We start from the raw sequence: 25,355 nt of genomic DNA on the forward strand, positions 1-25,355 counted from the left end.
TTCCAATGGCCTGTTGGCTTGACCATATTCTAACCCGATTATGGCAATTCCCTAAAAGCAAACAATTTATTCCTTGTTATTTTTGTCCAATCCCTTTTTAGCAACGAATACACCGCTAATCAATATAACCCCAAATACAATTCCCGAATAGGAATTAAATTTGTTGACCTCCGAAAAATGGAGATAAACACCCAATGCGATGCTTAAAATTCCAATTGCAAAAAGTAGATTTTGAGCAGGTTTTTTCATAAAGAATCTTTAATGGGTTAAAAACAAGTATGCCCTTTTGAGATAGGTGGATTGAATTGCTTGATTACAATGTTAGTTTATCTATAATTAAATCTCAAAATACCCCATAATTTTTTGATTCTGGCCAAAACTTGAAACTTTCTTTCAAATCTAATTTTTGGCATGATAGAAGGAAGATTTGCCTTAGGTCATTCTTGCACTAGGGAAGCATCGGTAAGTATAAGAGCATATGCTCCCTCCAATTCTGAGAGTGCATTAAAACGCCATACATCATCCACTATGGGCTGTTGTTCATAGGTTTTAATTAAGTCGCCATTTTCTGCCTTTCGGTAGAGAATTACCTTATCAAAAGCAATACCGCTGAACGGTTTCACAAATACGACCCAATCCACTACAGAACCTATAAATTGTTTTGTACCCTCTTTAATAACTACTTCACCGGCAGTTTCTGATATCCATATCAATTCAGTACTTGAATCGTTTTGAATATAAAACTCAGTACGTAAAACAGGTTCATCGTCAGACTCACATTGGGTGGACATTAAAAGGGATGCCAAGAACAACACGTATATTTTCTTCATGGGACAACAAGTTTAACCTTATACAACTTAGTTCTTAAAACACTATCTAAAAACGTAAAAAAATTGTTATAAATACAAAAATTTAGAAATACGAAAGCTAAGATCCGGCGGCACTGCGAATGTTCAATTCCTCCTTTGTAGTCCAAAGTCATAAGGTGCATCCACCAATCGCTTGATAGTTGCCATTTGCCCGCAATGCCACATGGTATGTTTTATGTTCCAATCGATGACCTCAAACTTGGTTTTGGCCACGGGGTGTGGTACTTTGGTCGGTTCCACGGGTTGCCACAGGTCGGATTCTGACAACGAGTTGATGACCTCCAAGGATGTGTTTTGCATCCGTTGTAAATCGGACCAAAGGGCAGCTGGGGTCCAGGTTCCCTTCATTTCTTTTGCAAACGTATCGTAGCCACATAATTTGGTATACGATCGTAGGTCCAATTTTTCCAAAAGTTCCGGTAAATGCCCCACCGTGGTCATGATGGAATGGTAGTAGATACTCACGACCAGATGACCTATCTGCCAGCTAAGATTTGAGCCTAAAGCTTCGGGGATGATTTCCCATTTCTCGGCAGGAACGGAATCCATTAATTTATGGGTCCAATCATAGGCCGTTTCCGTTTGTTTATTGAGGATTTCCAGTTCGGACATTTGAATTGATTTTACCAATCCAAGATATTTAAACTATTGTTTATGAATTAATTATAATTTTAATAAAAAAGAGCCTCTTAAAAAGGCCCTTTTTGCTTCTTAGGTATCCCACTTATTTTTTAAGGAAAGAAATCAAAATTTCGTTCAACTCCTTCGCATGGGTGATGTTCAATCCATGGGGCGCACCTTTGATAATTTCATACGTATTATCAGCTATACCCTTGGCAGCCTGCTCCGCCGAAGTTTCAATAGGTACTGTACTATCGGCATCACCGTGTACAATCAATGTAGGTACGTCCACATTCTTGAGTTCCGATCTAAAATCGGTGTGCATCCATGCCAAGGCAGCCTGTATGGTACCTCTAGGCGAGGCATGCGAGGCCACGATAAAGTCATATTCCAATTGTCCCTCGCTGACCTTGTTCTTATTATCGTCATAATTGTAAAATCCTTTGTGAAAGGTCTTCAAGAATCCAACTCGATCTTTCTGCAAAGCATCCTTGATATTGTCCAAGACATTTTCGGGCACCCCGGCCGGATTGTCGTCCTTCTTTTTTACCAATGGAATGATGGAACTAATCAGGGCGGCCTTGGCAATCTTATCGCTTCCATAATCCGTCAAATAACGTACCACTTCGCCCCCGCCCATGGAGAAACCTACAATAATGGCATCCGTCAGTTCCAGTTTCTCAATAATTGTATGCAGGTCACTGGCCAGGGCGGAATAGTCGTAATCGCCCCAAGGTGCGGAGGAAATTCCAAAACCCCTGCGGTCATAGGATATACAACGGTATCCTTCTTCAACGATTTTCCAAACCTGTTGCTCCCACGACTTTCGGCTCAAAGGCCAACCGTGAATTAAAATAACCGGTTGTCCTTCCCCGTAGTCCTCATAAAATATGTCAACAATTTCCTTTCCTTTTTTGTTCGTTATAAATGGCATCTTAGTTCTATTTTAAGTTTGGAGTAAAGTACCCTTTAAAAATAAATTTGCTTAACGCGTTCACTTAGATTGTTACCTGAATCAATGTTTTGCTACTTTTATGGTATGTATACGCCCAAACACTATAAAAACGAGGACCTTGCTAGCGTAAAGGAATTTATAAAAGCGAACAGCTTTGGAATTTTGGTAAATCAGGTCGATGGAAAACCTTGGGCCACCCATATACCCATGGAATTGGATACCGATGCCGATGGAAACGAGGCACTGGTGACCCATATAGCTAAGGCCAACCCTCAGTGGCGACATTTTACGGAGACTGATGAAGTGCTTTGCATCTTTAACGGTCCCCATTCCTACGTGTCCTCCTCTTGGTATGCCGATGAAGAAGTACCAACTTGGAACTATATCGCCGTGCATGTATACGGTCGAATCCGTATTTTATCGGAAGATGAAGTGTTGGCCTCCATGCATCGATTGGTGGACAAATATGAAAAGGATTCCAAGCATCCCATTTCGTTGCACGATATGTCCCCAAAGACCCTGGCACAGATACGCGGTGTAGTCGGATTTAAAATTTTGATTACTGACATCCAGGCAACCTATAAATTGTCACAAGGTAGGGAACACGACCATTCCAAGATCATATCGGAGTTGAAGGATCGTGATGCGGGTGCCAGGGCAATTGCGGTTGAAATGGAAAAAAAGACGTAACAATGCAAAAGCGCGGTATACATTTGGTTTTGCTCTACCTATTCCTATGGGTAGCAACGTTTGTATATTTCCTGGTCCGGTTTTCCCGAAGAAATGAAAACCTTTCTGAATATATCTCCTTTTTCTTTGAACTGGCCTCCCGCAAGTTCATCCTCATAGGTTTCCACATCCTTTTTCTACTTTGTTGCTTGCTTTATTTAGTACTTGTCCATTTTGTAAATGTGGGCAGAAAAAAAGGTAGTCGTACCGCGTGGCGTCAATTTTCATTCCGATTTTTACTGCCCATCGTTTTTCTGGTCGTTGGTTTTAAAACAGTGGTCTTCATCAATGCCAATGAGGGACATGATTTTCAATGGGACCATAGCGCCATGAACACATCGGGGAAGGCAAATCATTATTATGAAATTGACAAAAAGCACAGGGGCGCGAGTGTCTCTGGTTGGTCGGACGACAATACGGAAGCCATAGCGAATCTGATAAAAGCAAACGTGGAGTGGGTGGCCGTCGTTCCCTTTTTACATCAGGAAAACGAGAAGACAACCCAAATGGAAGTCCCTGAATCTATGGAAACCTATGACCGAAGGGATTCCAGCATCGTAAGGGCCATCAACGACCTGCACAATAAAGGACTCCACGTGCACTTAAAACCCCATTTATGGATGAACGAAGGTTGGCGGGCCAACATCCAATTAAAGGATGACCATGCTTGGGACCAATGGTTTGAAAGTTACCGAAAAAACATGCTCAAGTATGCCAAAATAGCCCAAGAAACGAACACGGAACTATTTTGTGTGGGAACGGAACTAAAAACTTCCATCAAAAAACAACCCGAAAAATGGAGATCACTCATTTCGGAAATCCGTACCCTTTACGATGGCAAACTCACCTATGCCGCCAACTGGCACGACGAATATGAGCATATCGATTTTTGGGACCAACTGGACTATATTGGCATACAGGCCTATTTCCCACTTACCAAAGAGGAACACCCCACTTTGGAGAGCATCGAAAAAGGCTGGGACAAACATTTGGCCGCTTTAGAGGCCCTTCACACAAAATACGGCAAACCCGTCCTTTTTACGGAAGTGGGCTATAAAAGCACCCCGGATGCTACCATAAAACCATGGGAATGGGGTTCCTATTTTAATAAGTATACCATGAAGAAATCAGACCAGACCCAACAACTGGCCTATGAGGCCATGTTCAAAAAGAATTGGGACAAACCTTGGTTTGCGGGCATTTATATCTGGGAATGGCAAAATAGGACCACTGCGGAAAGTGCAAAAACCGACCTTGATTTCTCCCCCCGGTACAAACCTGCCGAAAATGTGATTGCCAAGTGGTTTGGTAAAAAACCTTAATCACACATTAAGACAATGGAGGTAGTAATAAATAAAAAAGACGGTTAAGGACCGTCTTTTTTATTTCTGAATGCTTCGTTCCTGAATCAGCTTTCCTTAAGCGATTTCATGTCGATAACGAATCGATATTTCACATCCGATTTTTGCAAACGGTCGTACGCTTCATTGATATCCTGGATATTGATCATTTCAATATCGCTCACCACGTTATGTTCGCCACAGAAGTCGAGCATTTCCTGTGTTTCCTTTATACCGCCTATCAATGAACCTGCAATACTTTTTCTTCCCATGATCAATCCGCCGCCATGCAAAGGGTCCAAAGGTTCCACAGCCCCAACGATGACCATACTGGCGTCGCGCTTCAACAGGTTCAAATAAGGGTTCATGTCATGCCCAACAGGAATGGTGTTCAAAAGAAAGTCGAAGCTGCCTGCGTGTTTTTTCATTTCGTCTTCGTTTTTTGAAATGAGAACTTCATCCGCCCCCAATTTTTTGGCATCACTACTCTTGTCTGGAGAGGTGGTGATCATGACCGTATGGGCACCCATGGCATGGGCGAACTTGATACCCATATGGCCCAAACCTCCTAAACCGATCACGCCCACCTTATCACCCTTCTTTACCCCCCAATGGGCCAACGGGGAATAGGTAGTAATTCCCGCGCAAAGTAGCGGAGCGGCCGCTTTGGCATCCAAATTTTCAGGAATTCGCAATACAAAATCCTTATCGACCACAATGCTTTCCGAATACCCCCCAAAAGTATGTCCACCAAGGTGTTTATCCTTACTATTGTAGGTCATGGTGGCGCCATTCTCACAAAATTGTTCCAAATCATCCTTACATGAGCTACACGTTTTGCAGGAGTCTACCATACAGCCCACGCCCACCAAATCGCCTTTCTTAAAATTGGAAACGTTCTCTCCTACTTCCACGACTTTTCCAATGATTTCATGCCCGGGAACCACGGGATATTGGGAATTTTTCCAGTCGTTGCGTACCTGATGTAAATCGCTATGGCAAACCCCACAATATAGAATATCGATTTTGATATCATCAGGGGTGATATTCCGCCTATTTATTTCAAAAGGTTTTAAATCCGCCTCCTTTGAAGAAGCTGCGTATGCTTTTAGTGCCGTCATTGTTTGTGCTTTAATTTTTGTAAAGTTGAAAAAAATAAAGGGAGTTCGTTGATCTATATGCTAAAATCGTGGATGCATATTGTTCAAATTTCGTTTTACAATTCCTAAAATTTTGTTAAATTAAACTTAAGCTAACTTTTATTAATCAAACACTGACAGATGGTCCGTGTACGACAATTTTTCAAGAAAATTTTAAAACCTTACGAAGTGCAGGGAATACTTCCCAATATATTGTTATTACTTCCTAGGGTCATAATGGGCTGTTTATTAACCTTTATTTTCTCCAAGGAACTACTTGGCACCCCATGGGCAGATGAAGGTTTAGAGCTTTTACAGGTGGCGCCCTGGTTTGTGGAAAAAGTATCGAATTTTGGTATTCCCTTTAGTCTTATGCCAAAAACCTTTGCTTGGTCTGCAGGTTTTACAACAGCCATGGGAGGTATTTTGTTGATTATGGGTGCAAATACCAGAATCACCGCCTTTTTTATCATTTGTATGATGCTGATAACCATCCTTTTTAGATCATGGGACGGCAGTTGGGATATTCTCCCCGTATTCAGCTTCTTTTGTTTCGGACTTTTCTTTTTGGGCTTTGGCGCCGGAAAATATAGTTTTGATTACTATTTTTCCAGATATGTTCTTTAGAGGTTGTTCAACTGATTGCTATTGTTATCCTGGCTGATGGTCCAAAAGAAACCGACAAAAAAGAAGGTATCCGCATTTGGACGGATGGTACGTCTTTCAAAAAACCCCAGATCATTGGGTGAATCCGCATATTGATATCCATTAACATTGTTGAATCCTGCCACATTGCTGATTGAAAAGTATAGGATTTTCTGTTGGGACAGTAAATAGGCCCAATTGATGCTCAAATTGTTAAAGGGTTTGGTTTTTTCACTTAGGTATTCGGTTTTGTTGGGGTCGTTGTACGGTCTTCCGGAACCATAATTGTACGAAAACCCTACCTGGGAACGCAAATCCTCCACCCAATATTTGGTAACCAGCGAGAAACTATGTTTAGGTGCAAAATTGGGAGTGGCCCTTTCCCTGAAATTTCGGTAATCCCTTTCGGTGTCCAAAAAGGAATAGGAAATCCAGTAGTCCAAGTTTTTGATACTCTTATTGTCCCGCCAGAAAAGGTCCAGCCCCGTTGCATAGCCGCCTCCGTTGTTATTGAATACGGAATTGAACCCGGGCATATCCGTATTGAACTTCACCAATCCGTCATAATTCTTATAATACCCCTCCGCCCTGAAGGTTTTCCCGTTATCCAAGTATTGATAATTTAGGATGTAGTGCGACGTTTTTTCGGCCTCTAGGTTCTGGTCAAACTTCAGGTTCTCAGACCATGGGTTTTGATAGAAGTCCCCATAAGCCAACGAAAATTGTCCCTTTTCGCCACTTTTATAGGCCAATGAAAATCGGGGTGAGAGCGTGGTCTGGTCCAATAGCGCACTGTGCTCCATGCGTCCGCCCAATTTCATGGCAAACCGATTGCTGAAGTAGACATCCGTTTCCGCAAAACCGGCCCATAATCCGTCGTCAAAACCATATTGAAAGGGGTCTACTCCAGCACTGCCGAAACTTTCATCAAAGTCTTGCACAAAATATTCCGTACCAAAATTCAATTGGAGTCGGTTCGTAAAGCTCTTTCCCATTTTGGCCTTGAGGTGTACGGCGGTTTCCTTGGAGTCAATCGCATTGTTCAGCACATTGATATCGTTAGTATCATTGGAGATACTTGCGCCCGTGGTAAGCGTCCATTCCTTATCGAAAAAATGTTTGTAGGAAGCGTTCAAGTACAAATTGTTGTTTTTCAGACTAAAAGGCACAAATTCCTCAAAATTGATATCGGCCTGCGCAATGTCCAAATTGGAATGATTGAAACCCGTATACAGCTTGAACATACTTTTGTCCCCCAGACTACGAAACACCGCTTCCCCAGAAATGGATTCAAAAGGTTTGTTCCATCGCATATCCTGATCGGAAGGTACCAAGACCTGGTACGGGGCCAAATTGATGTAATTGGCATTGATGCTCAGGGATTCCTGGCCCCAAATTTCAGTATGGCCCAGTCCACCACCAACGGACATAAGGGAAATATCCGTCTTTTCTTGATCCGTGATATCCGTAGTGTTCAACAAAAGTACACTGGAAAGTGCCTGACCGTATTCCGCGGAATATCCACCGGTACTAAAGGTAATCCCCTTGAACAAAAAGGGGGAAAATCTACCCCGTGTAGGAATATTGTTCGCAGTGGCATTGAAAGGCTGAAAAACCCGTAGGCCATCAATGAAGACTTGGGTTTCCCCGGCGGCACCTCCCCGTACGAACAACCTACCGTCCTCGTTTACGGTACTGGTTCCTGGAAGCGTTTGTAGGGCGGCCACAAAATCGCCTGCAGCCCCTGCCGTGGTAACGATATCCAAAGGTTTTAATACCGAAGCCTTTGAATTGTCGCCCGCCTTGAAACTCCCGGCAGTTAGGGTAACCCCTGTAAGTTCGTTCAAAGCTTCGTACAAGGTTATCTTAAGGTCCTTCAAATAGGAAACGTCCCCCGCTTGGGAATACGTTTCATAGGAAAGCATGGAAACCAGTAAGTGCTGTGTGCCCGTTTCGGTGGTTTCAAAACTGAAACTACCTTGGGCATCCGTAGAGGCACCGTCATAGGTTCCTTCCAAATAAACATTTGCGCCTTCTATTGGACTGTTCTTTGCATCCAGCACCACTCCAGATACTACGGTTTGTGCAAAGGTCCCTGAGGTAATTAGTATGCATATAAACTGATATAAAATTCTCATGATGTTTTTATTCCGATTGATTACGGCACAAAACTCCCCAAATGGAAAAAGTTGTCAAACTTGGCTTGACCGAAGTGTGGAATTTCCCACCTGAACTGTTCCAAAAAAACAGGTCAACAACTCACTCCAAAAATTCAACAATTGGGTAGGTGCGTTTTTTTTGTGGTTTGGATATAACGCAATTTTGAGGCATCGAATAACTTTAAAAACCGAAAACATGAAAAAATTAGGATTTATTTTAGGATTGGTACTGACAAGCGTAATGACCGGATATGCCCAAGAAAAAAGGGGCGTAAACATTACCGTAACCATTGAAAACGTACTCTCAAGCGAAGGACAGGTCATTGGTTCCCTGCACACCGCCCATACCTTTATGAAAGGGGCCGGCATCCAAAATCAAAGTGTGGATGCAAGCACAGGTGAAGTGACACTTACCTTTACCGATGTTGAACCCGGCACCTTTGCACTTATGTTGATGCACGATGCCAACGGCAACCAACGTATGGATTTTGAGCCAACAGGTATGCCCAAGGAGAGTTACGCCACAACAGGGGAATTGACCTATGGTCCCCCTAGTTTTGAAAGTTCCAAGTTTGAGGTAGCCGATACCGATTTGGAATTCAGGATACGGTTCTAAAATAAAACAGCGATCATAAACAAAAAGACTTCCATTTGGAGGTCTTCTTTATGGAATGAATTTCCTAATCTTAAATCTATATCCTAGATGGCACCTTCCTATTTCAACCATGATCAAGGCTTCCGATTTTGAGAGCTATGTTGCCCATTTTCCTATAGAAATACAGGAGCAATTACGGGTACTGCAGAAACTGGTCAAAGAAACCGCTCCTCAGGCCGTGGAAGGAATAAGTTATGGAATACCGGCGTACAAACTGAACGGGAAGCCTTTGGTATACTTCGCGGCCCATAAGAAGCATTTTGGGTTTTATGCCACCCCTTCCGCACATGCGGCATTTGAGACGGAATTGGCAGGCTACAAGAAAGGGAAAGGTTCCGTTCAGTTTCCCTTTGACGAAAAACTTCCTTTGGGGCTCATAAAAAAAATGGTCAGTTATAAAATTCGAGAACTTAATAACTGACCAATTCGCATGCTTTATACCCATTAAATGTCTTCTGCCAGCCAAGCCTTCATCATCCAAACCGTTTTTTCCTGTTCCGTAATGAAGTCGCTCATCATGGAATTAGTTCCTTCATCATCAGCCTCGCCCGAGACTTTTAAAATACCTCTTTCGATACTTAGCAATTCCTTTAACGAATTGACAATCAAACGAATTGCTTCATCATCCTTGGTAATATTCTTGCCTACAGGTACCGAGGCCATATCAATGTAGTCCTCGAAAGTATGCATAGGGACACCGCCCAAGGTTAATATACGCTCTGCCAACATATCTACTTTAGCGTTTGCGTCGGTGTATAACTCTTCAAACTTTAAGTGCAAGTCAAAGAATCTTTTGCCCTTAATATTCCAATGTATTCCACGTAAGTTTTGATAATACCTTTGAAAATTGGCCAAAAGCAAATTTAAATCCTTACTAATCTCTTCGGATTTGTCGGTTTCTAAGCCTATACTATTTAATTTCATATCTGTTTATTTATATATTAAGTTATCAATTACAATACTAAGTATAAAGATATTGAATAAAAATGACGATAGTCATAAATAATATTGATAGTTTTAATACCTTTATCGTTAAAATCGTTAGCATGACAATTACCCAATTAAGATACGTATTGGCAGTCGCGGAATATCAAAACTTCACCTTGGCGGCAGAGAAAAGCTTCGTGACACAGCCTACTTTAAGTATGCAGGTTCAAAAACTTGAGGATGAGTTGGATGTACAAATTTTTGACCGTGGAAAAAAACCGATTTCGGTGACAGAAGTCGGCCAAAAAATTGTGGCCCAGGCAAAGAATATCGTCAACGAGGCTAACAGGATCAAGGATATTGTTGACCAGGAAAAAGGATATATTGGTGGTGATTACACCGTGGGCATCATCCCTACCATTATGCCCACCTTGTTGCCCATGTTCCTAAAAACCTTCATCAACAAATACCCAAAGGTGAACCTCATCATCAAGGAGCAGAATACCGAAACCCTGATCGAAAATCTCCAGGACGGCCATTTGGACGCTGCAATTGCCGCCACGCCCTTGGAGGTGGACACTATCATAGAGAGACCGCTATACTATGAACCCTTTGTGGGCTACGTCCCTAAAAATCACAGGTTGGGCAGTTATTCGACCTTGGAAGTAGAAGATCTGGATGTATCCGATATATTATTATTACAGGACGGCCATTGCTTCCGGGAAGGCGTATTAAACCTCTGCAAAGCTCCAAAAAAATTGGGCGGTGACCACTTTCAATTACAGAGTGGAAGCTTTGAGACCTTGATCAACCTGTCCAATGAAGGCCTTGGTATGACCTTACTTCCATTTCTAAATACCTTGGAATTGGAAGCAGATAAAAAAGAGAACCTAAAGTACTTTAAGGAACCATCCCCGGCACGGGAAGTAAGCCTAATTTATCATAAAAGCGAACTGAAAATACAAATTACGGAAGCCCTGCGAGATGTTATTTCTGGAGTGGTTCGCGGGGCCATTGCTTTTCAGGACGTAAAAATCATAAGCCCCCTAAACAAGTAATCAAATTCAAAGTGGTGGTTAGTAAACCTAGTTTATCCTCTTGGTTCAAAAAAAAAGCCACTTTTCAGTGGCTTTTCGATTATTTATTAAGATACATTAAACTTGGTCTAAGTTCCGGTTTGTCATCTACGAAAGACTCCAACCAGACCTTTAATTCGGCTACCTCCTCGGGCAGCAATCTCTCAAGGGCCTTTTTAAGCTCCTTGTAAAACAATTTGGCATCAAAACTAACCTTTTGGAGTACCGTCTTACTGTACTCCAACATTGTTCTTTTCATCTAAACACGTTTTTAAATTAGTTGTTGTGTAAATTTAAACCCCAAAGCGAATATAAAATTGCATTCAAAAAGTTAAAATCGATTAAAAAATGTTAAACCGTCTTTGGAAATTTATTTTAGGAAAATACAAAAAGTAAAAACTATATCCTAAAATATTGGATAACAATAAAATACATAATAGTTACATGCGAAAAATATCCCTGCTATTGTTGCTCTCAGCCCTTGTATTTGGTTGCGCCAGCGTTAAAAAAAGAACGGAAAAATCGATTGGTACAACCTTGAATTCCCCTTTTTTTGATAACCAATTTACCGGGTTATTAGTCCTTGACCCAATTGCAAAGGATACCCTATATAGTTATAACAGCGACAAATATTTTACGCCGGCCAGTAACACCAAAATCTTCACCTTGTACACGGCCCTAAAAACATTGCCAAAACAGGCACCTGCACTTAGGTATCTTCAAAAAAACGACACTCTATTTTTTGAAGGAACGGGCGATCCCTCCTTGCTGCACCATTACCTAAAGGACAGTACAGCCTATTCGTTCTTAAAAAACACCATAAATCTGGCATACCACTACTCCAACTTTCAGGATACGAGGATGGGTCCGGGATGGTCTTGGGACGATTTTGCTTGGTATTATTCCCCGGAGCGAAGTGCTCTACCTATTTTTGGAAATACGGTGATGATCTATGATACTCCGGATTATAAAGTAACTCCTGCCTATTTTAAGGATAGTGTGTTGCAAATCCAACATTCATGGAACCGAGAAGAGAAAAGGAACCTCTTTTATTTTGATTCGGCCGAAAGGGATTCCCTTGAAATTCCTTTTATAACCGATGCCAATACGGTTAAAAGTGTTTTGGAAGGTTTGTTTGCTAGGCCGATAACCTTGATCAATGAAATGCCCAAGGGGGAAAAGAAAACCCTTTACGGCATCGAGATGGATTCCTTGTATGTCCGACTCATGCATGAAAGTGATAATTTTATTGCCGAACAGTTGCTCATCATGGCCTCTGGCGTATTGACGGATACCCTGAACTCGGAAAATGCCCGCAACCATATCTTAAAAAACCAATTGAAGGACCTTCCCCAGCAACCCCGTTGGGTGGACGGCTCGGGATTATCAAGATACAACCTGTTTACGCCCAAATCCATGGTGTATGTGTTAAACGAGTTGTATCAAGAAGTTCCCGAAGAACGTCTTTTCAGTATTTTTCCAGCGGGCGGTGTTTCGGGTACGTTGAACTCTTGGTATGGTGGAGAGGAAGCGCCGTACATCTTTGCAAAGTCGGGAAGCTTGGGCAATAATTATTGTCTGAGCGGGTATCTCAGAACCAAAAAAGGCCGTTTATTGATTTTTAGTTTTATGAACAATCACTTTAGGCACTCCCCATCCGAAGTAAAAGAGCAAATGCAAACTATTTTTGAGGCACTACGGGAGGGGTATTAGGTGCTGGCTTTTGGCAATTAGCAGTTAGCAGTTAGCAGTTAGCAGTTAGCAGTTAGCAGTTAGCAGTTAGCAGTTAGCAGTTAGCAGTTAGCAGTTAGCAGTTAGCAAAGAAAAACTTTTCATTTTTCATTTTCGACTTTTCATTTTTCAATTCCCACCTGAAACTTGAAACTTATAACTATGAACTCCTAGTCCTTGACTTTTCTATAAGATCTAATTACTCGGTTTTGCTTTACCCCTTGATTTATATCATTTAGAAAGACATCTGGCATGTCCAGATGGATTCTGTCGTTAGTCAGCTCCATTATTTTCCAATATTTAAACTTTCTAGACTTTTCAATAGGAAACAATATTGTTTCGGAATCTGCCGATAAAATCCAATCTGTTTTGACGACGCTTATCCCATCCCCGGCATGGATATTTTCTTTCATTATCTCGAATTTTTCAAATTTAAAAGCGAAACTCTCGGGAGGTCTAGGAACTGGAAGGTCATTTGAAAGTTTCCACGTTCCAATTAATTTTTCCCTTATGCCCTCTTCGGGCTTTATCATTTCTAATTCATAGTTACTAAATTTTGTATCGATAACGCTGACGTAAACAGATTCGGTTCTAACAGAATCAATTAAAATAGGTTGTGGCGCATCAATTTGATTTAAAACTAGAAATGTATAATCTTCAAAATTTTCGGTCCACCATTCCTTTGAATGATAATCTTTCTGACCAATACTATGTTCAATCATCAAAGTATCACTAAAAAAGTCCCAGTATGCTTCACCGTTATTTCCAATAAATCGAAAACTTTTATTCCTTACATCCCAGTTTCTAGAAGACTTTAAAGGAAGTCTCTTATAAACAAATTTCAAATTACTTGTGGTATCATATACCTGAACTACCATACTATCCTTGGACAGTGTAACTATTTCAAAAGTATTATCGTTTAAACCTCTGAAATAAAGCTTATTACCTTTCCGTTTAAACGAAAAAACCTGTTCTTTTGATTCAACTCCTGTATCTGGCCTCTTGCACTCAAGGGTTTTCCATTTAGAACCTTCAATTGATAAGAAAGCACAGTCATTATTTATAGACTGATCCTGACCATTAACTGTAATGTAATAGGCCAATATCCAATCCCCTTCCATTTCTTCATATGGACTACATGAGTATTGGCAAAGGACTAAAATAAATAAGAGTAATACTTTCTTCATTTAAACAATTAATGCTAATCGCTGATTTCAATATTACAACGAATTTGAATTTAGAAATTGAATTATTTCCAATTCACTCCCAACTTAAAACTTGAAACCTGAAACTTAGGACTATGAACTTTTAACTTAAACTCCTAATCCCTAACTTCGTATACCCCTAACAACTTATTTAGCTGCGCATACTGCAACAGCATCACGGTCTTGGCATCACGGATTTCACCTGTAGCCATCATGTGCAAGGCCTTTTCGAAAGGGATTTCAAGAACTTCAATATTTTCGGTCTCATGTTCGGCACCGCCACCCTCTTCAATTTTCATGGCGTCTTCGTAGGCACCAACAAACAGATAGAGTTTCTGGGTCACGGAACCCGGGCACATATAGGTGACCAATACCTGCGTCACTTCGGTCAGCTGATAGCCCGTTTCCTCAAGGATTTCCTTTAAGATGCACTCTTCCGGCGTGAGTCCGTCCAGCAAACCCGCACAGACCTCCACCATCATTCCGTTCGTATTCCCATTGACATAGGTGGGCATCCTAAATTGGCGGGTAAGCACCACGGTCCCTTTATTGGTATTGTAGAGCAGGACGGCGGCACCATCGCCACAGTCATAGGATTCCCGTTTTTGAACCTCCCAGCTGCCATCGAACTTCTGATATTCAAAAGTGTATTTGTTAAGGGTGTACCAATTATCGGAAAGTATTTCGTGTTCAATATTTTTTATTCTGCTGTTTTCCATGTGCTAAATTTAACGAACATAATCCGCATAAATTGCTATCTTTCTCAACTAGACCAAACCTGTTTTTTATGCTATGAGGACCCAATTCGGCCATTGGCTATTATGTTTCCTATTTAATTTCTCCGTCTCAGCGCAAGATTTAGGGGAAAGCTACCTAGCTGCTTGGAAGGCATTTTATCCTTCCGAAGCATTGGAAGCGGGTATGCGACCTTCTGTATTTCAATATGAGGACCTATCCCAAGAAAATATAAAACAATGGATTGGCTTCAACGAAAACTTTTTGGTCCTAATTGCCCAACCCACTGCCAATATTGACCCTAAAGACGGCAGGTTGTTACGTGTTCAGGCCCAATCGGAAATCGATACCTGGAAAAACCTCGCCAGACACACCCATTCCCTAAACTTGTATGCGAAGCTCATTTTGGATGCTATCCCATCGGTGGCAAAGGCCGATTATCTTCTGGACAACGAAAAAGTAGATATTATTTGCCATCGGCTTATAGCCATTGAAAAATTGGCGTCGGCTGCACAAATAAACCTGAAAAACGTTTCAAAAATCGATTTGGAGAGCGGTCTGGAAAATTTATCCGATGCGCTCACCTATCTATCGCAAGACAAGTATGAAAATTTGGGTTGGGATCAAATCTCCCAACTTTGTCCGGAAATGGCGAACGCGATAAAGAGTATCGAAGCCTTAAAAACTTTTGCCTTAGAAAGCTTGAAGGATACTTCGCTGCCCGATACTTCCATATTGGGAAAACAGGAATACGACCGAAGGTTAAAATTATATACGGACAGCGAACTGACTTCGACCGAATTGGCCCAAATGGCCCTTGACGAAATTGAATCGGTACGTAAACTCATCGCCCAAGTGTCCACACAGTACCTTATTGAGACCTATCCCACAAAAAACCTTCCTAAAACCGATTTGGAGATTATTGGTTTGGCCTTTGCCGATATGGAAAAGGATGCTCCCTTGAACAGTGCGGATTATCTGGAATTTTGGCAAGAGCTGGCCGATAGGGCCGTTGATTTCATCGCTGCAAATGATATTGCCACCTTACCTAAAAATCAGACCCTACGCATTCAAACAGCGCCTGAAAGTGCAGGTCCCGCGGCCCGCATTGGTTGGGTGGCGAGCGCGCCCCCGTTCGACCCCAATCCCATGACCACGCTCAATTTGCCTTCCATTCCGGATACCCTGCCCCAACAGGAACAAGTCGATTTTTGGGCTTCCTTCAACAAGCCCTTTAACCGTATGATCGTCATCCATGAGCTTTTTCCAGGGCATTACATGCAATTAAAAATCAGTCGGGAAACCCCACACCCCGTTCGATTGCTCTTTCCTTACGGGATTTATATCGAGGGTTGGGCCACATTTACGGAAAAAGTCCTCTTGGACGCAGGCTGGGAGGCTGAAAATAAACTCACTCTTTTGGCGCATCTGCGAAAACGCTTGGAAAATGCAAATAGGGCATACACATCCGTGCAAGTGCATTGTAACGGGTGGAACCAAGATCAAGTTTTAGAATTCTCGACCGAAACTTCCTTATTGGCACCACAGTTCGCCAAAAGTCTTTGGGGACGAATCATAAACAGTCCCTTACAGCTTACCTCCTACTATTTGGGAGGAGCCCAATTCACGCAATTACTAAAAACCGAAAAGGAACGTTTGGGCGACAATTTCGATTTGAAATATTTTATGGATACCATTATGAAGGCAGGACCTATACCCATTGATGAATTTTATGACATTTTTAAAAATACAAGCCCCAATTAATCCATGAAACGAATAGAATTACAACCCGGATATACCATTTCAAGGGTGATCAAAGGTGGATGGCACTTGGCGGGAGGTCACGGAAATATCTCAGAAGAACAAGCCTTGGTCGATATGCGTCATTTCGTAAAAGCGGGTATAACCACGTTCGATTGTGCCGATATTTATACAGGGGTAGAAGAACTCATCGGCAAGTTTAGAAAAAAATATAAGGATCAATTCCGTTCGGGAGAATTGTCACCGATTCAAGTGCACACCAAATATGTTCCGGACTACAATGCCCTGGCAACGCTCAAGAAAGAGGATACGATCCGGATAATCGATCGTTCGCTTAAACGCCTTGGTGTAGAACAATTGGATTTGGTACAATTCGCTTGGTGGGATTATCAATTCCCGAAATATTTGGAAACTGCTGTCCACCTTTCGGAATTGCAAAAAAGCGGAAAAATACGATTTCTAGGGGTTACCAACTTTGATACGAAGCACATTCAGGAAATGCTGGATGCCGGTGTAACCATATCATCCAATCAAGTGCAATATTCCGTATTAGATCAGCGTGTTGAAAAGAATATGACCGCCCTGGCCAAAGAACACAACATTCCCTATCTCTGCTACGGCACTGTGGCAGGTGGGTTCCTGAGTGACCGTTATCTTAACGCACCAGACCCTGTTCCCCCTTATGAAAATCGTTCCCTGACCAAATACAGATTGATCATTGATGAATTTGGAGGTTATGAACTTTTTCAAGAGGCACTTCAGGTCCTTAGAACGATTGCCGACCAATATCAGGTAGGTATCGCTGAAGTTGCTTGTAAATATATCCTACAAAAGCCGATGGTAGGTGGCGTCATTGTAGGTGCAAGAAACCGTAATCATCTAGAGAGTCTACAGAAATTGGACAGTTTTGCCTTAAACCAGAATGACCTTGCCAAAATAGAATCAATTGTTTCCCGAAGCAAAGGCCCTAACGGGCCCTTTTATGAATTGGAACGCGATAAGACCGGCAAACATGGTTCCATTATGAAATATAATCTTAACGAAGACTAAGTTTGAAACTTGACGAAACACAGGAAGCCCTTCCAAAAATTGAATTCTATGGTGGCACCTTAGGGACCTTGTTGCCCTTTTTTGTTTTTGTTTCCGGAGTTATTGGCATTGCCCTCTCAGGTGCTCCGGACGAGCGTGGATTTTGGCCCATTTTAATATTGGCCTTGGGTTTAGGTCTTTTGCTTTGTAAGGACCGAACCGCATTTTCCGAAGTCGTCATTGCTGGAATGTCCCAAAAAATAGTGATGATCATGATCACCGCTTGGATCTTGGCATCCATCATAGGAGTGCTTATGACACTTACGGGTTTTGTGGAAGCCTTGATTTGGCTTACCGATCAGGTAAAACTTTCAGGCCCAGGTTTTATCATTTCTACGTTCATCATTTGTTGTATCGTTTCCTTGTCTACGGGTTCAAGTTTCGCTACCATATTGATTTGTAGTCCACTACTCTACCCTACTGGAGGTGTTTTAGGGGCACATCTACCCTCCTTGGCAGGGGCCATTATTGGCGGAGCCACCTTTGGGGATTTTATCGCTCCTATTTCAGACACGACCATTGCCAGCGCCCTAAGTCAAGATGCCAAAATCGGCCCTACCATAAAAAGCCGATTGAAATATGTTTTTCCTGCAGCATTGTTTGCTTTGGTCTCCTATGGTGTGATGGCCTACAACAACGTAGGTTCAAGCATTGCTGATATAGGTGGGTTGGGCAATCCGAAAGGACTCCCTATGTTATTGGTGCCTGCATTCATAATCTATCTTTTCCTGAAAGGAAAACATCTTTTACACGGACTTTTATTTGGATTACTTTTTGGAACAGTTTTAAGTCTAGTATTTAGACTTTTGCCATTCGATAAGGTCATTGCCCTGGATATCGAAAATTTCACCACCAAAAGTTTTGTTATCGATGGTATCAACAGGGCCGTTGGACTCAGTTTTTTTACCATACTCTTAATGGGCCTGGTAGCAACGTTAAAGGCCAGTGGACTTATGAACCGTTTGGTGGATTTTGCCGCTGCCAAAGCGAAAACCGAAAAGCATGCCGAAGGTTGGATCGTTACGGTCATGAGTATGGCCGTGTTATTGACTACCCATAGCATTGTCGCTATTTTAATGGTCGCCGACTTTACAAAAAAAACAGGCGAACGATTAGGGGTATCTAAAATTAGACGCGCCAATCTCTTAAGCTTGATCGCCTGTATATTCCCGTTTTTGATACCCTATTTTATTCCTGTAATATTAATGGCGAATATGACCAAAACCGGCCAAGAATATGATATCCCGCAAGTGAGTCCGTTAGAGGTAGGTTTGTTCAACTTTATGTCTTGGGGCTTATTGCTCATGGCAGTTATAACCCTAATTTTTGGCTGGGGAAAATTTAATGAAAGAAAAGATTAAAAATGAAAACAGAAAGTGAACTGAGAGATGATCAATTTGAACTTTACGATTTAACTGTGGTCGTTGAGAACATTGTCGGTAACTGCACCTGTAATATGAAAGTTGGCGATAAATTTCACCTAAAAGGTGGAAAACTGTCCATGCCGGATAAGGCCGATTTTTGTTTGTATGCCCTACAATCCACCATACCTCTCTTACCCACAAAACAGCGAAAAAACCATCCGGCAGACTGGATGGAAACCGATGCCCGAGTCGTCTGCCCAGACCCTGAGTGCAAACTGGTCATGCGAATAGATCGTGATAGCCTGAGAGTTCTAAACCACGATGACGTTAGCCCTGTTAAATGGGAAAAATAAAAATGTAAACCGATAGTTTAAGGAAAAAGATAAAAGCATTTCAGGATTTCAATATTCAGAAATCCCAAGCACCAAGTTCCAAAAACCAAAATGGTAGCTTGTAAAGAGATTCATTTTTGGTAAATTCCAAATTCTTAGTTAAGGCCGAAAAACAACACCCCACTTTAAGGGCATAACCCTAATAAGTGAGGTGGATTTTTTTAGAAGAAACGAGTATTGATACCTGTAGTTGAACAGGCTATATTTCTACAAATTACTAAACAACCGGTACGAGTTTCCTTTTACAGACTCCAACGATTACCTACTTCGGAAAGTGGCTTACAAGGTTCGTAAGTTCCAGGAATGGGGTCATAGCTCAATACATTTTCTCCCATTTCCTCGGATGTAAAATAAGCCCAAATAGCCATGGATTTCATTGATCTGTAAAATCCTACAGGTTGTTGGTCCCCTACCGTGGTTCCCCAAACACCGGGATTGAATTTTGGAGAGCTCGCTTCTGCCTCTTTCAGTACGGCCGTTTTGTCGGCATCACTTAGTTCCGGAAAAATAGCTCCATATTTTTCCTTACAGGAAGCATTAAACTCGGCAATCGCATTGCGCATATTTTGTTGTCCTTCGCCATCATATGTTTGGGCAACAACTTTGTCTATGAACATATCGGCCTTTACATCCAATCCACCAGGGGTATCGGTAGTTGGTAAAATAGTATCTATTAAAGCGGAAATGGTCTTGGCTTCGTCCTCGGTAAAGAACTCAGGTTGCCAATCCAGCCTTGTTTCATTTTTACAAGATTGTAAAAGGGAAAAAAGGGATGGCATCGCAATCGTTGCCCCTGCCAATAGGCCCGCTTTCTTAAGTGCTTTTCTTCTATCCATGATTTTAGATATTAAATTTTTTCAATTCGGATACGGCATGATCCGCAGCTCTGGCAGTTAACGCCATGTAAGTCAATGATGGATTAACACAAGACGAGGAAGTCATACACGCGCCATCCGTTACAAAGACGTTTTTGGCCGCATGTACTTGGTTAAATCCATTTAGTACAGATGTTTTTGGGTCCCTACCCATTCTGGCCGTTCCCATTTCATGTACCCCATATCCCGGTGGATGTTCCTTATCAAAGCCCATCACATCTTTGAGTCCGGCTGTTTCCAACATTTCAACAGCGTCCTCTTGAATCTGCTTGTTCAAGGCCTTTTCATTTTCCTTAAACTCGGCATCTATGGTCAAGGTGGGTTGTCCCCATTTATCCAACACATCTTTATTAAGACTGATTTTGTTGTCATGGTACGGTAAACATTCCGCAAAACCGGTGATAAAGAACTCCCAATCGCCCGGCTTCAAGATACTGTCCTTAAAGTCGGCCCCAAAGGATTCTATATTCGCCGGATTTCCACCTCGATAACCACTACCTTGGAAACCAAATCCACGTACAAACTTATCCGATTTGGATTTTTCATCAATATTTACATATCTAGGGATATAGATACCATTTGGCCTTCTTCCCTTGTAGTATTTATCCTCAAAACCTTCAACCTTACCTATAGCACCAACCCTGTAGGTATGATCCATTAAGTTATGGCCCAATTCACCACTGTCATTGCCCAAACCGTTCTCAAAACGCTTTGAGGTAGAATTCATAAGTATATGTGCCGTACTTAATGCCGAGGCATTAACAAAGATAATCTTCGAAGAATAGTCGATAACCTCATTCGTTTCCGCGTCAATGATACGAACTCCCGTGGCCTTCCCTTTGGCGTCATCATAAATAACCTCTTGCACAATGGAATATGGCCTAATGGTCAAATTTCCCGTGGCATTCGCCGCTGGTAAGGTTACCGCATTACTACTAAAGTAGGCTCCGTAAGGACACCCCCTACTACATCGATTACGGTTTTGGCACTGTCCCCTTCCATTATGAGGCTGGGTCAAATGGGCAACCCTACCAATAATCATGTTTCTACCTTCAAAATTCTTCTCGATTCGTTCCTTAACATGTTTTTCCACACAGTTCAGTTCCATGGGAGGAAGGAAATGACTATCGGGCAATTGTGGTAATCCTAAGGCTTCCCCACTAATTCCCGCAAATTTCTCCACGTAAGTGTACCATGGTTCAATATCCTTATATCGTATAGGCCAGTCTACACCGTGACCATCTTTTGCATTAGCCTCAAAGTCCAAATCGCTCCAACGATACGTCTGTTTTCCCCATAGAAGTGATTTACCTCCCATTTGGTGACCCCTCAACCATAAGAATGGTTTTTCTTCCGTGTACGGATTGGCTTCATCATCCGCCCAAAAATGTTCGGTATCCTTGCCCACCCATCCTGAGCGGATGTTCTTGTAATGCTTCTTTTTTTCTTCGGGAGTGAGACCTCCGCGGTATTCCATGTCCCAAGGATCCCAATTCATAGTAGGGTAATCCACTACATGCTCCACTATGGGGCCTCGTTCAAGAACCAGGGTTTTAAGCCCTTTTTCACAAAGTTCCTTTGCTGCCCATCCACCACTGATTCCAGACCCTACGACAATGGCGTCATAGGTCATGTCCTTTTTTGCATCTATATTAAAATTGGCCATAAAAAATTATAAAATTAACCCAATAAAGATAGGGTTATTCGAGGATATGACAAGAGAATGCCCGTCCATCAAACAAAAATTAGTAGTATTTTTAACGAAACTTAAGATACCCTTATGAAAAAAATTGTCCTCTTATTTGTCCTTTCCCTTTTTAGCTTTATAGGGTGCAAAAACCAATCCGAAAAGATAACAGAACAAAAAGAGCTGCCAAAAATCGCCATTGCCGGTATCGGTATTGAATCCAGTACATTTTCCCCGGCACAAACCGAGGAAGCCGCTTTTCATGCTAGAATCGGAGATTCCATTTTCGGGCGTTATTCTTTTTTTGATGCAGATAGCGATATTCGCCAACGGGCCGATTGGGTACCAACGCTTCTTGGTAAATCTATTCCTGGAGGTATTGTAACCAGGGAAGCCTACGAATCCATGGTTGATAAAACCTTGAAAATGCTAAAAGAAAATGGTCCTTATGACGGTATTTGGTTCGATATTCACGGGGCCATGAGCGTCGTTGGTCTGGAGGATGCTGAGGGTGATTTAATTACACGTATCCGAGAGGTAGTTGGCCCAGATGTTTTGGTTTCAACCTCCATGGATTTACATGGTAACGTTTCGGAAACTTTGGCCAAACAGAGTGACCTTATCACTTGCTATAGAATGGCCCCGCATGAAGATGCTTTGGAATCTAAAGAGCGTTCCATACGTCTCCTTTTGGAACGCTTGGAAAATGGTAAAGGAAAACCAGCCTATAAAGCATGGGTACCCGTTCCAATTTTGCTGCCAGGGGAAAAAACAAGCACCCGCATCGAACCCGGTAAAAGTCTATATGCCAAAGTTCCTGAAGTAGCTGATCAGGACGGTGTCATAGACGCCGCTATTTGGATAGGATATGCTTGGGCAGATGAACCTAGGAATCATGCCGTAGTGATGGTAACGGGAGATGATAAGGAAAAGGTGACCCAAGGAGCCGAAAAATTGGCAAATGCCTTTTGGGAGGTACGTAATGATTTTGAATTTGTAGCCCCTGTCGGTACGCTGGAAGAAAGTTTGGCGTTGGCGCTTAAGAGTGATAAAAAACCTTTCATGATCAGTGACATGGGCGATAATCCCACGGCCGGTGGCGCAGGCGATGTAACATGGACCTTGCAACAGATTTTAAATCGGCCCGAGTTTAAATCCGAAAATGGTCCTTCCCTTATCTATGCCTCTATTCCTGGGCCAGAATTGGTGGAAAAAGCTCTGGAAGTAGGCGTTGGCGGAAAAATAAGTGCAACCGCCGGAGCGGACGTGGATGACCGATTTGCCCCACCTCTGGAAATCACCGGAACAATCGAAGCAATAAAAGAGGGAGACCGAGATGCCGAAGTGGAAGTTGTGGTTAAGGTAGGAAGCGTACATGTAATAGTTACTAAAAAAAGAAAACCCTATCACCATAAAAGTGATTTCACAAATTTGGGCCTAAACCCCATGGAAACGGACATTATCGTAGTAAAAATAGGTTATCTGGTTCCTGAACTATATGATATGCGGGGTGATTGGATTATGGCCTTGACACCTGGAGGCGTGGACCAAGATTTGGAGCGTTTAGGTTATAAAAATATCAAGCGTCCCATGTTTCCATTGGATGCCGATATGGAAACGCCCGACTTAAGCGCAAGATTAATTCCGGCCTCCAACGAATAGCATTTAAACGGTAATGGCCTTGTTAAGATATGTTCGAAAGGGAAGCATTTCCTTATAGACACCGAAAACCTTTTCGTTGAAATTATCTTGAAACAGCAAGGTATTATCAAATTTTGCCATCACGGCAAAGGTTTTGTGTTTGAGCAAATCGATATGGGGATGGTCCTCAGAAAAACCTTTGGGAGGCCTTGTGAGTTTTACATCCTCAACCAGACCACCGAATTTCCTTTTAAAGGATGGTTTTTGGAGAATGACTTTTAGTTCCTCTCCATTATAATCAATGGCATCGCGAACACTGGCCAATCTTTTGGAATCTGGTCGCCAGAGACCCCCGGCGAACATGGATTCCTCCATTCCGATTTCGATATAAAAATCGCCCGTATTGGGTTTTTTGTCCAAACCTGCTCCAAAATGGTCCTTATAAATGGACCGTTTTGGATGATATAGTAAATTATTATTGATACGGTTGATTCCCTTTTTACCTGGCGTATCATAATAATCATCATACTGCCGTAGAAGATTATCGTTCAGTTCATCAAGCCATCCAACAAATTCATTCCGAACTTGGTGATACCACTTTCTATTGGCATCCATCCATTCCTTATTGTTGTTTTTGTTTAGTTCTTGGAGAAAAGTAATTAAGTTTTTGAAATCCACTTGTTTCGTTGTTGGTTTATAGCTTTGGGCTTTTGACTTTAGCCCTTAGTTTTTGGCTCAAAACTAACAACTTAAATCTTTTAACTCCAAACTCTAAACTTGAACTTGATTCTTGCGTTTGAACTTGTATTTGTGTTTTAAAACCTATTATCACCGTCCAGCAAATCGCCTAGGCCACCTAGAATACTTCCTTCTCCCTTATCCTTTCCGCCTCCCTTAGGTGCAGCAGCCCAAACACGACCGGCCAAGCGACTAAATGGTAAAGATTGAATGTAAACGGTCCCGGGGCCTCTTAGCTTGGCAAAGAAAAGTCCCTCACCTCCGAAAACCGTATTTCGTATTCCCCCAATAAACTCAATATCATAATCCACATCCTTGGTAAACCCAACGATACAACCGGTATCGACTTTTAAAACCTCACCGGGACCCAACGTCTTTTTGGCCAAGGTCCCCCCTGCATGTACGAAGGTCATACCGTCGCCCTCCAATTTTTGCATAATGAAACCTTCACCCCCAAAGAGCCCGCGGCCCAATCGTTTTGAGAATTCAATTCCGACAGAGACGCCTTTAGCTGCACATAAAAAGGCATCTTTTTGACAAATGAACCTGCCGCCCAGTTCAGATAAGTCGATGGGCACAATTTTACCGGGATAGGGAGAGGCAAAGCTCACCTTCTTTTTACCTTGACCTATATTTAGGAAGGCGGTCATAAAAAGGCTTTCACCCGTTAGCATGCGCTTACCTGCCGAAAATATTTTACCCAATACGCTATTATCCTGGTTGCTACCGTCCCCAAAAATGGTATTCATCTTAATATCGGTGTCCATCATCATAAAGCTACCGGCTTCGGCTACGACGGCCTCTTGCGGATCTAGCTCTATCTCCACATATTGCATTTCTTCCCCAAAAATCTCGTAATCTATTTCGTGTGCGTTCATAGTTTGTAATTTTTTTCTTTCCCGTGAAGTCGGGAATCTTTGTTTTTTCTTGATAGTTATTGGTTGTTAATTTGAAAAATTTGTTACAGAAGATTCTATATTGAATTCTATCAGAACATTATTAAAATAGTTTTGTGGAAATTT

26 protein-coding genes are annotated in these 25,355 nt (G+C 42.0%); 12 read left to right on the forward strand and 14 right to left on the reverse strand.

Annotation, left to right across the window (positions count from 1 at the left end; genetic code table 11):
- Positions 1-66 precede the first annotated feature (66 nt).
- The 4 genes from PP181_RS12645 to PP181_RS12660 all read right to left on the reverse strand — a co-directional run bounded on the left by PP181_RS12645 (position 67) and on the right by PP181_RS12660 (position 2,424).
- Positions 67-249 carry a hypothetical protein gene (locus tag PP181_RS12645; RefSeq protein WP_154918842.1) on the reverse strand — a complete coding sequence of 61 codons (183 nt, stop codon included), beginning with the start codon at positions 247-249 and terminating at the stop codon, positions 67-69.
- Positions 250-437: 188 nt separating this feature from the next.
- Positions 438-830 (reverse strand): hypothetical protein, encoded by a 393-nt coding sequence (locus PP181_RS12650; RefSeq protein WP_272637392.1) that lies wholly within the window; start codon positions 828-830, stop codon positions 438-440.
- 123 nt (positions 831-953) lie between these two features.
- Complete coding sequence (locus tag PP181_RS12655) at positions 954-1,481, reverse strand: DinB family protein (protein ID WP_154918840.1); 528 nt, start codon at positions 1,479-1,481, stop codon at positions 954-956.
- 112 nt (positions 1,482-1,593) lie between these two features.
- Positions 1,594-2,424, reverse strand: coding sequence for an alpha/beta fold hydrolase (locus PP181_RS12660; RefSeq protein WP_138258492.1), 831 nt, complete (start codon positions 2,422-2,424; stop codon positions 1,594-1,596).
- Positions 2,425-2,529: 105 nt separating this feature from the next.
- Between PP181_RS12660 and PP181_RS12665 the strand changes: the two genes are divergently transcribed.
- A complete protein-coding gene (locus PP181_RS12665) occupies positions 2,530-3,135 on the forward strand; it encodes an FMN-binding negative transcriptional regulator (RefSeq protein WP_272637512.1) in 606 nt (201 codons plus the stop codon).
- A gap of 2 nt (positions 3,136-3,137) precedes the next feature.
- The gene (locus PP181_RS12670; protein ID WP_272637393.1) at positions 3,138-4,496 is read left to right on the forward strand and encodes a glycoside hydrolase family 113; all 1,359 of its coding nucleotides are present in this window, start codon (positions 3,138-3,140) and stop codon (positions 4,494-4,496) included.
- 86 nt (positions 4,497-4,582) lie between these two features.
- Here the strand turns inward: PP181_RS12670 and PP181_RS12675 are convergent, their stop codons facing one another.
- Positions 4,583-5,635: an NAD(P)-dependent alcohol dehydrogenase gene (locus PP181_RS12675; protein WP_272637394.1), complete on the reverse strand. Its 1,053-nt coding sequence runs from the start codon at positions 5,633-5,635 to the stop codon at positions 4,583-4,585.
- Between the two features lie 159 nt (positions 5,636-5,794).
- On the opposite strand from PP181_RS12675, the gene PP181_RS12680 reads away from it, so the two are divergent.
- Positions 5,795-6,280, forward strand: coding sequence for a DoxX family protein (locus PP181_RS12680; RefSeq protein ID WP_272637395.1), 486 nt, complete (start codon positions 5,795-5,797; stop codon positions 6,278-6,280).
- Here the strand turns inward: PP181_RS12680 and PP181_RS12685 are convergent.
- Positions 6,277-8,436: a TonB-dependent receptor gene (locus PP181_RS12685; RefSeq protein WP_272637396.1), complete on the reverse strand. Its 2,160-nt coding sequence runs from the start codon at positions 8,434-8,436 to the stop codon at positions 6,277-6,279. The genes PP181_RS12680 and PP181_RS12685 overlap by 4 nt on opposite strands.
- A gap of 217 nt (positions 8,437-8,653) precedes the next feature.
- Between PP181_RS12685 and PP181_RS12690 the strand changes: the two genes are divergently transcribed.
- The gene (locus PP181_RS12690; RefSeq protein WP_272637397.1) at positions 8,654-9,073 is read left to right on the forward strand and encodes a DUF2141 domain-containing protein; all 420 of its coding nucleotides are present in this window, start codon (positions 8,654-8,656) and stop codon (positions 9,071-9,073) included.
- Positions 9,074-9,128: 55 nt separating this feature from the next.
- The gene (locus tag PP181_RS12695) at positions 9,129-9,533 is read left to right on the forward strand and encodes an iron chaperone (protein WP_272637398.1); all 405 of its coding nucleotides are present in this window, start codon (positions 9,129-9,131) and stop codon (positions 9,531-9,533) included.
- Between the two features lie 23 nt (positions 9,534-9,556).
- On the opposite strand, the gene PP181_RS12700 is transcribed toward PP181_RS12695, so the two are convergent.
- Positions 9,557-10,036, reverse strand: coding sequence for a Dps family protein (locus tag PP181_RS12700; protein WP_154918833.1), 480 nt, complete (start codon positions 10,034-10,036; stop codon positions 9,557-9,559).
- A gap of 122 nt (positions 10,037-10,158) precedes the next feature.
- Here PP181_RS12700 and PP181_RS12705 point away from each other — a divergent pair, with 122 nt between their 5' ends.
- Positions 10,159-11,097 carry a LysR substrate-binding domain-containing protein gene (locus PP181_RS12705; protein WP_154918832.1) on the forward strand — a complete coding sequence of 313 codons (939 nt, stop codon included), beginning with the start codon at positions 10,159-10,161 and terminating at the stop codon, positions 11,095-11,097.
- Between the two features lie 79 nt (positions 11,098-11,176).
- Here PP181_RS12705 and PP181_RS12710 read toward each other — a convergent pair whose 3' ends face one another.
- On the reverse strand, positions 11,177-11,374 hold the full coding sequence (locus PP181_RS12710) for a hypothetical protein (RefSeq protein WP_138258500.1): 198 nt from the start codon (positions 11,372-11,374) through the stop codon (positions 11,177-11,179).
- Positions 11,375-11,559: 185 nt separating this feature from the next.
- Here PP181_RS12710 and PP181_RS12715 point away from each other — a divergent pair, with 185 nt between their 5' ends.
- Positions 11,560-12,828 carry a D-alanyl-D-alanine carboxypeptidase/D-alanyl-D-alanine-endopeptidase gene (locus PP181_RS12715; protein WP_272637399.1) on the forward strand — a complete coding sequence of 423 codons (1,269 nt, stop codon included), beginning with the start codon at positions 11,560-11,562 and terminating at the stop codon, positions 12,826-12,828.
- Between the two features lie 188 nt (positions 12,829-13,016).
- On the opposite strand, the gene PP181_RS12720 is transcribed toward PP181_RS12715, so the two are convergent.
- Positions 13,017-14,033, reverse strand: a complete 1,017-nt coding sequence (locus tag PP181_RS12720; RefSeq protein WP_272637400.1) for a hypothetical protein — start codon at positions 14,031-14,033, stop codon at positions 13,017-13,019.
- A gap of 134 nt (positions 14,034-14,167) precedes the next feature.
- Positions 14,168-14,770, reverse strand: a complete 603-nt coding sequence (locus PP181_RS12725) for an NUDIX domain-containing protein (protein WP_272637401.1) — start codon at positions 14,768-14,770, stop codon at positions 14,168-14,170.
- Between the two features lie 73 nt (positions 14,771-14,843).
- Here PP181_RS12725 and PP181_RS12730 point away from each other — a divergent pair, with 73 nt between their 5' ends.
- The 4 genes from PP181_RS12730 to PP181_RS12745 are packed head-to-tail and all read left to right on the forward strand — an operon-like array spanning position 14,844 to position 19,353.
- Positions 14,844-16,550 (forward strand): DUF885 family protein, encoded by a 1,707-nt coding sequence (locus PP181_RS12730; RefSeq protein ID WP_272637402.1) that lies wholly within the window; start codon positions 14,844-14,846, stop codon positions 16,548-16,550.
- Between the two features lie 3 nt (positions 16,551-16,553).
- On the forward strand, positions 16,554-17,597 hold the full coding sequence (locus PP181_RS12735) for an aldo/keto reductase (protein ID WP_272637403.1): 1,044 nt from the start codon (positions 16,554-16,556) through the stop codon (positions 17,595-17,597).
- Positions 17,598-17,599: 2 nt separating this feature from the next.
- A complete protein-coding gene (locus PP181_RS12740; protein WP_272637404.1) occupies positions 17,600-18,997 on the forward strand; it encodes a Na+/H+ antiporter NhaC family protein in 1,398 nt (465 codons plus the stop codon).
- A 2-nt stretch (positions 18,998-18,999) separates the two neighbouring features.
- Positions 19,000-19,353: a TIGR04076 family protein gene (locus PP181_RS12745; protein ID WP_272637405.1), complete on the forward strand. Its 354-nt coding sequence runs from the start codon at positions 19,000-19,002 to the stop codon at positions 19,351-19,353.
- 281 nt (positions 19,354-19,634) lie between these two features.
- Here the strand turns inward: PP181_RS12745 and PP181_RS12750 are convergent, their stop codons facing one another.
- Positions 19,635-20,228 carry a gluconate 2-dehydrogenase subunit 3 family protein gene (locus PP181_RS12750; protein ID WP_272637406.1) on the reverse strand — a complete coding sequence of 198 codons (594 nt, stop codon included), beginning with the start codon at positions 20,226-20,228 and terminating at the stop codon, positions 19,635-19,637.
- A gap of 4 nt (positions 20,229-20,232) precedes the next feature.
- A complete protein-coding gene (locus tag PP181_RS12755; RefSeq protein ID WP_272637407.1) occupies positions 20,233-21,933 on the reverse strand; it encodes a GMC oxidoreductase in 1,701 nt (566 codons plus the stop codon).
- A 114-nt stretch (positions 21,934-22,047) separates the two neighbouring features.
- Between PP181_RS12755 and PP181_RS12760 the strand changes: the two genes are divergently transcribed.
- Complete coding sequence (locus PP181_RS12760) at positions 22,048-23,616, forward strand: M81 family metallopeptidase (protein ID WP_272637408.1); 1,569 nt, start codon at positions 22,048-22,050, stop codon at positions 23,614-23,616.
- Between the two features lie 3 nt (positions 23,617-23,619).
- Here the strand turns inward: PP181_RS12760 and PP181_RS12765 are convergent, their stop codons facing one another.
- Complete coding sequence (locus PP181_RS12765; RefSeq protein WP_272637409.1) at positions 23,620-24,273, reverse strand: DUF2461 domain-containing protein; 654 nt, start codon at positions 24,271-24,273, stop codon at positions 23,620-23,622.
- Positions 24,274-24,410: 137 nt separating this feature from the next.
- A complete protein-coding gene (locus PP181_RS12770) occupies positions 24,411-25,211 on the reverse strand; it encodes a TIGR00266 family protein (protein WP_272637410.1) in 801 nt (266 codons plus the stop codon).
- Between the last annotated feature and the right edge of the window lie 144 nt (positions 25,212-25,355).

The organism is Maribacter sp. PR66 (genome assembly GCF_028464205.1).
Lineage (GTDB): Bacteria > Bacteroidota > Bacteroidia > Flavobacteriales > Flavobacteriaceae > Maribacter > Maribacter flavus.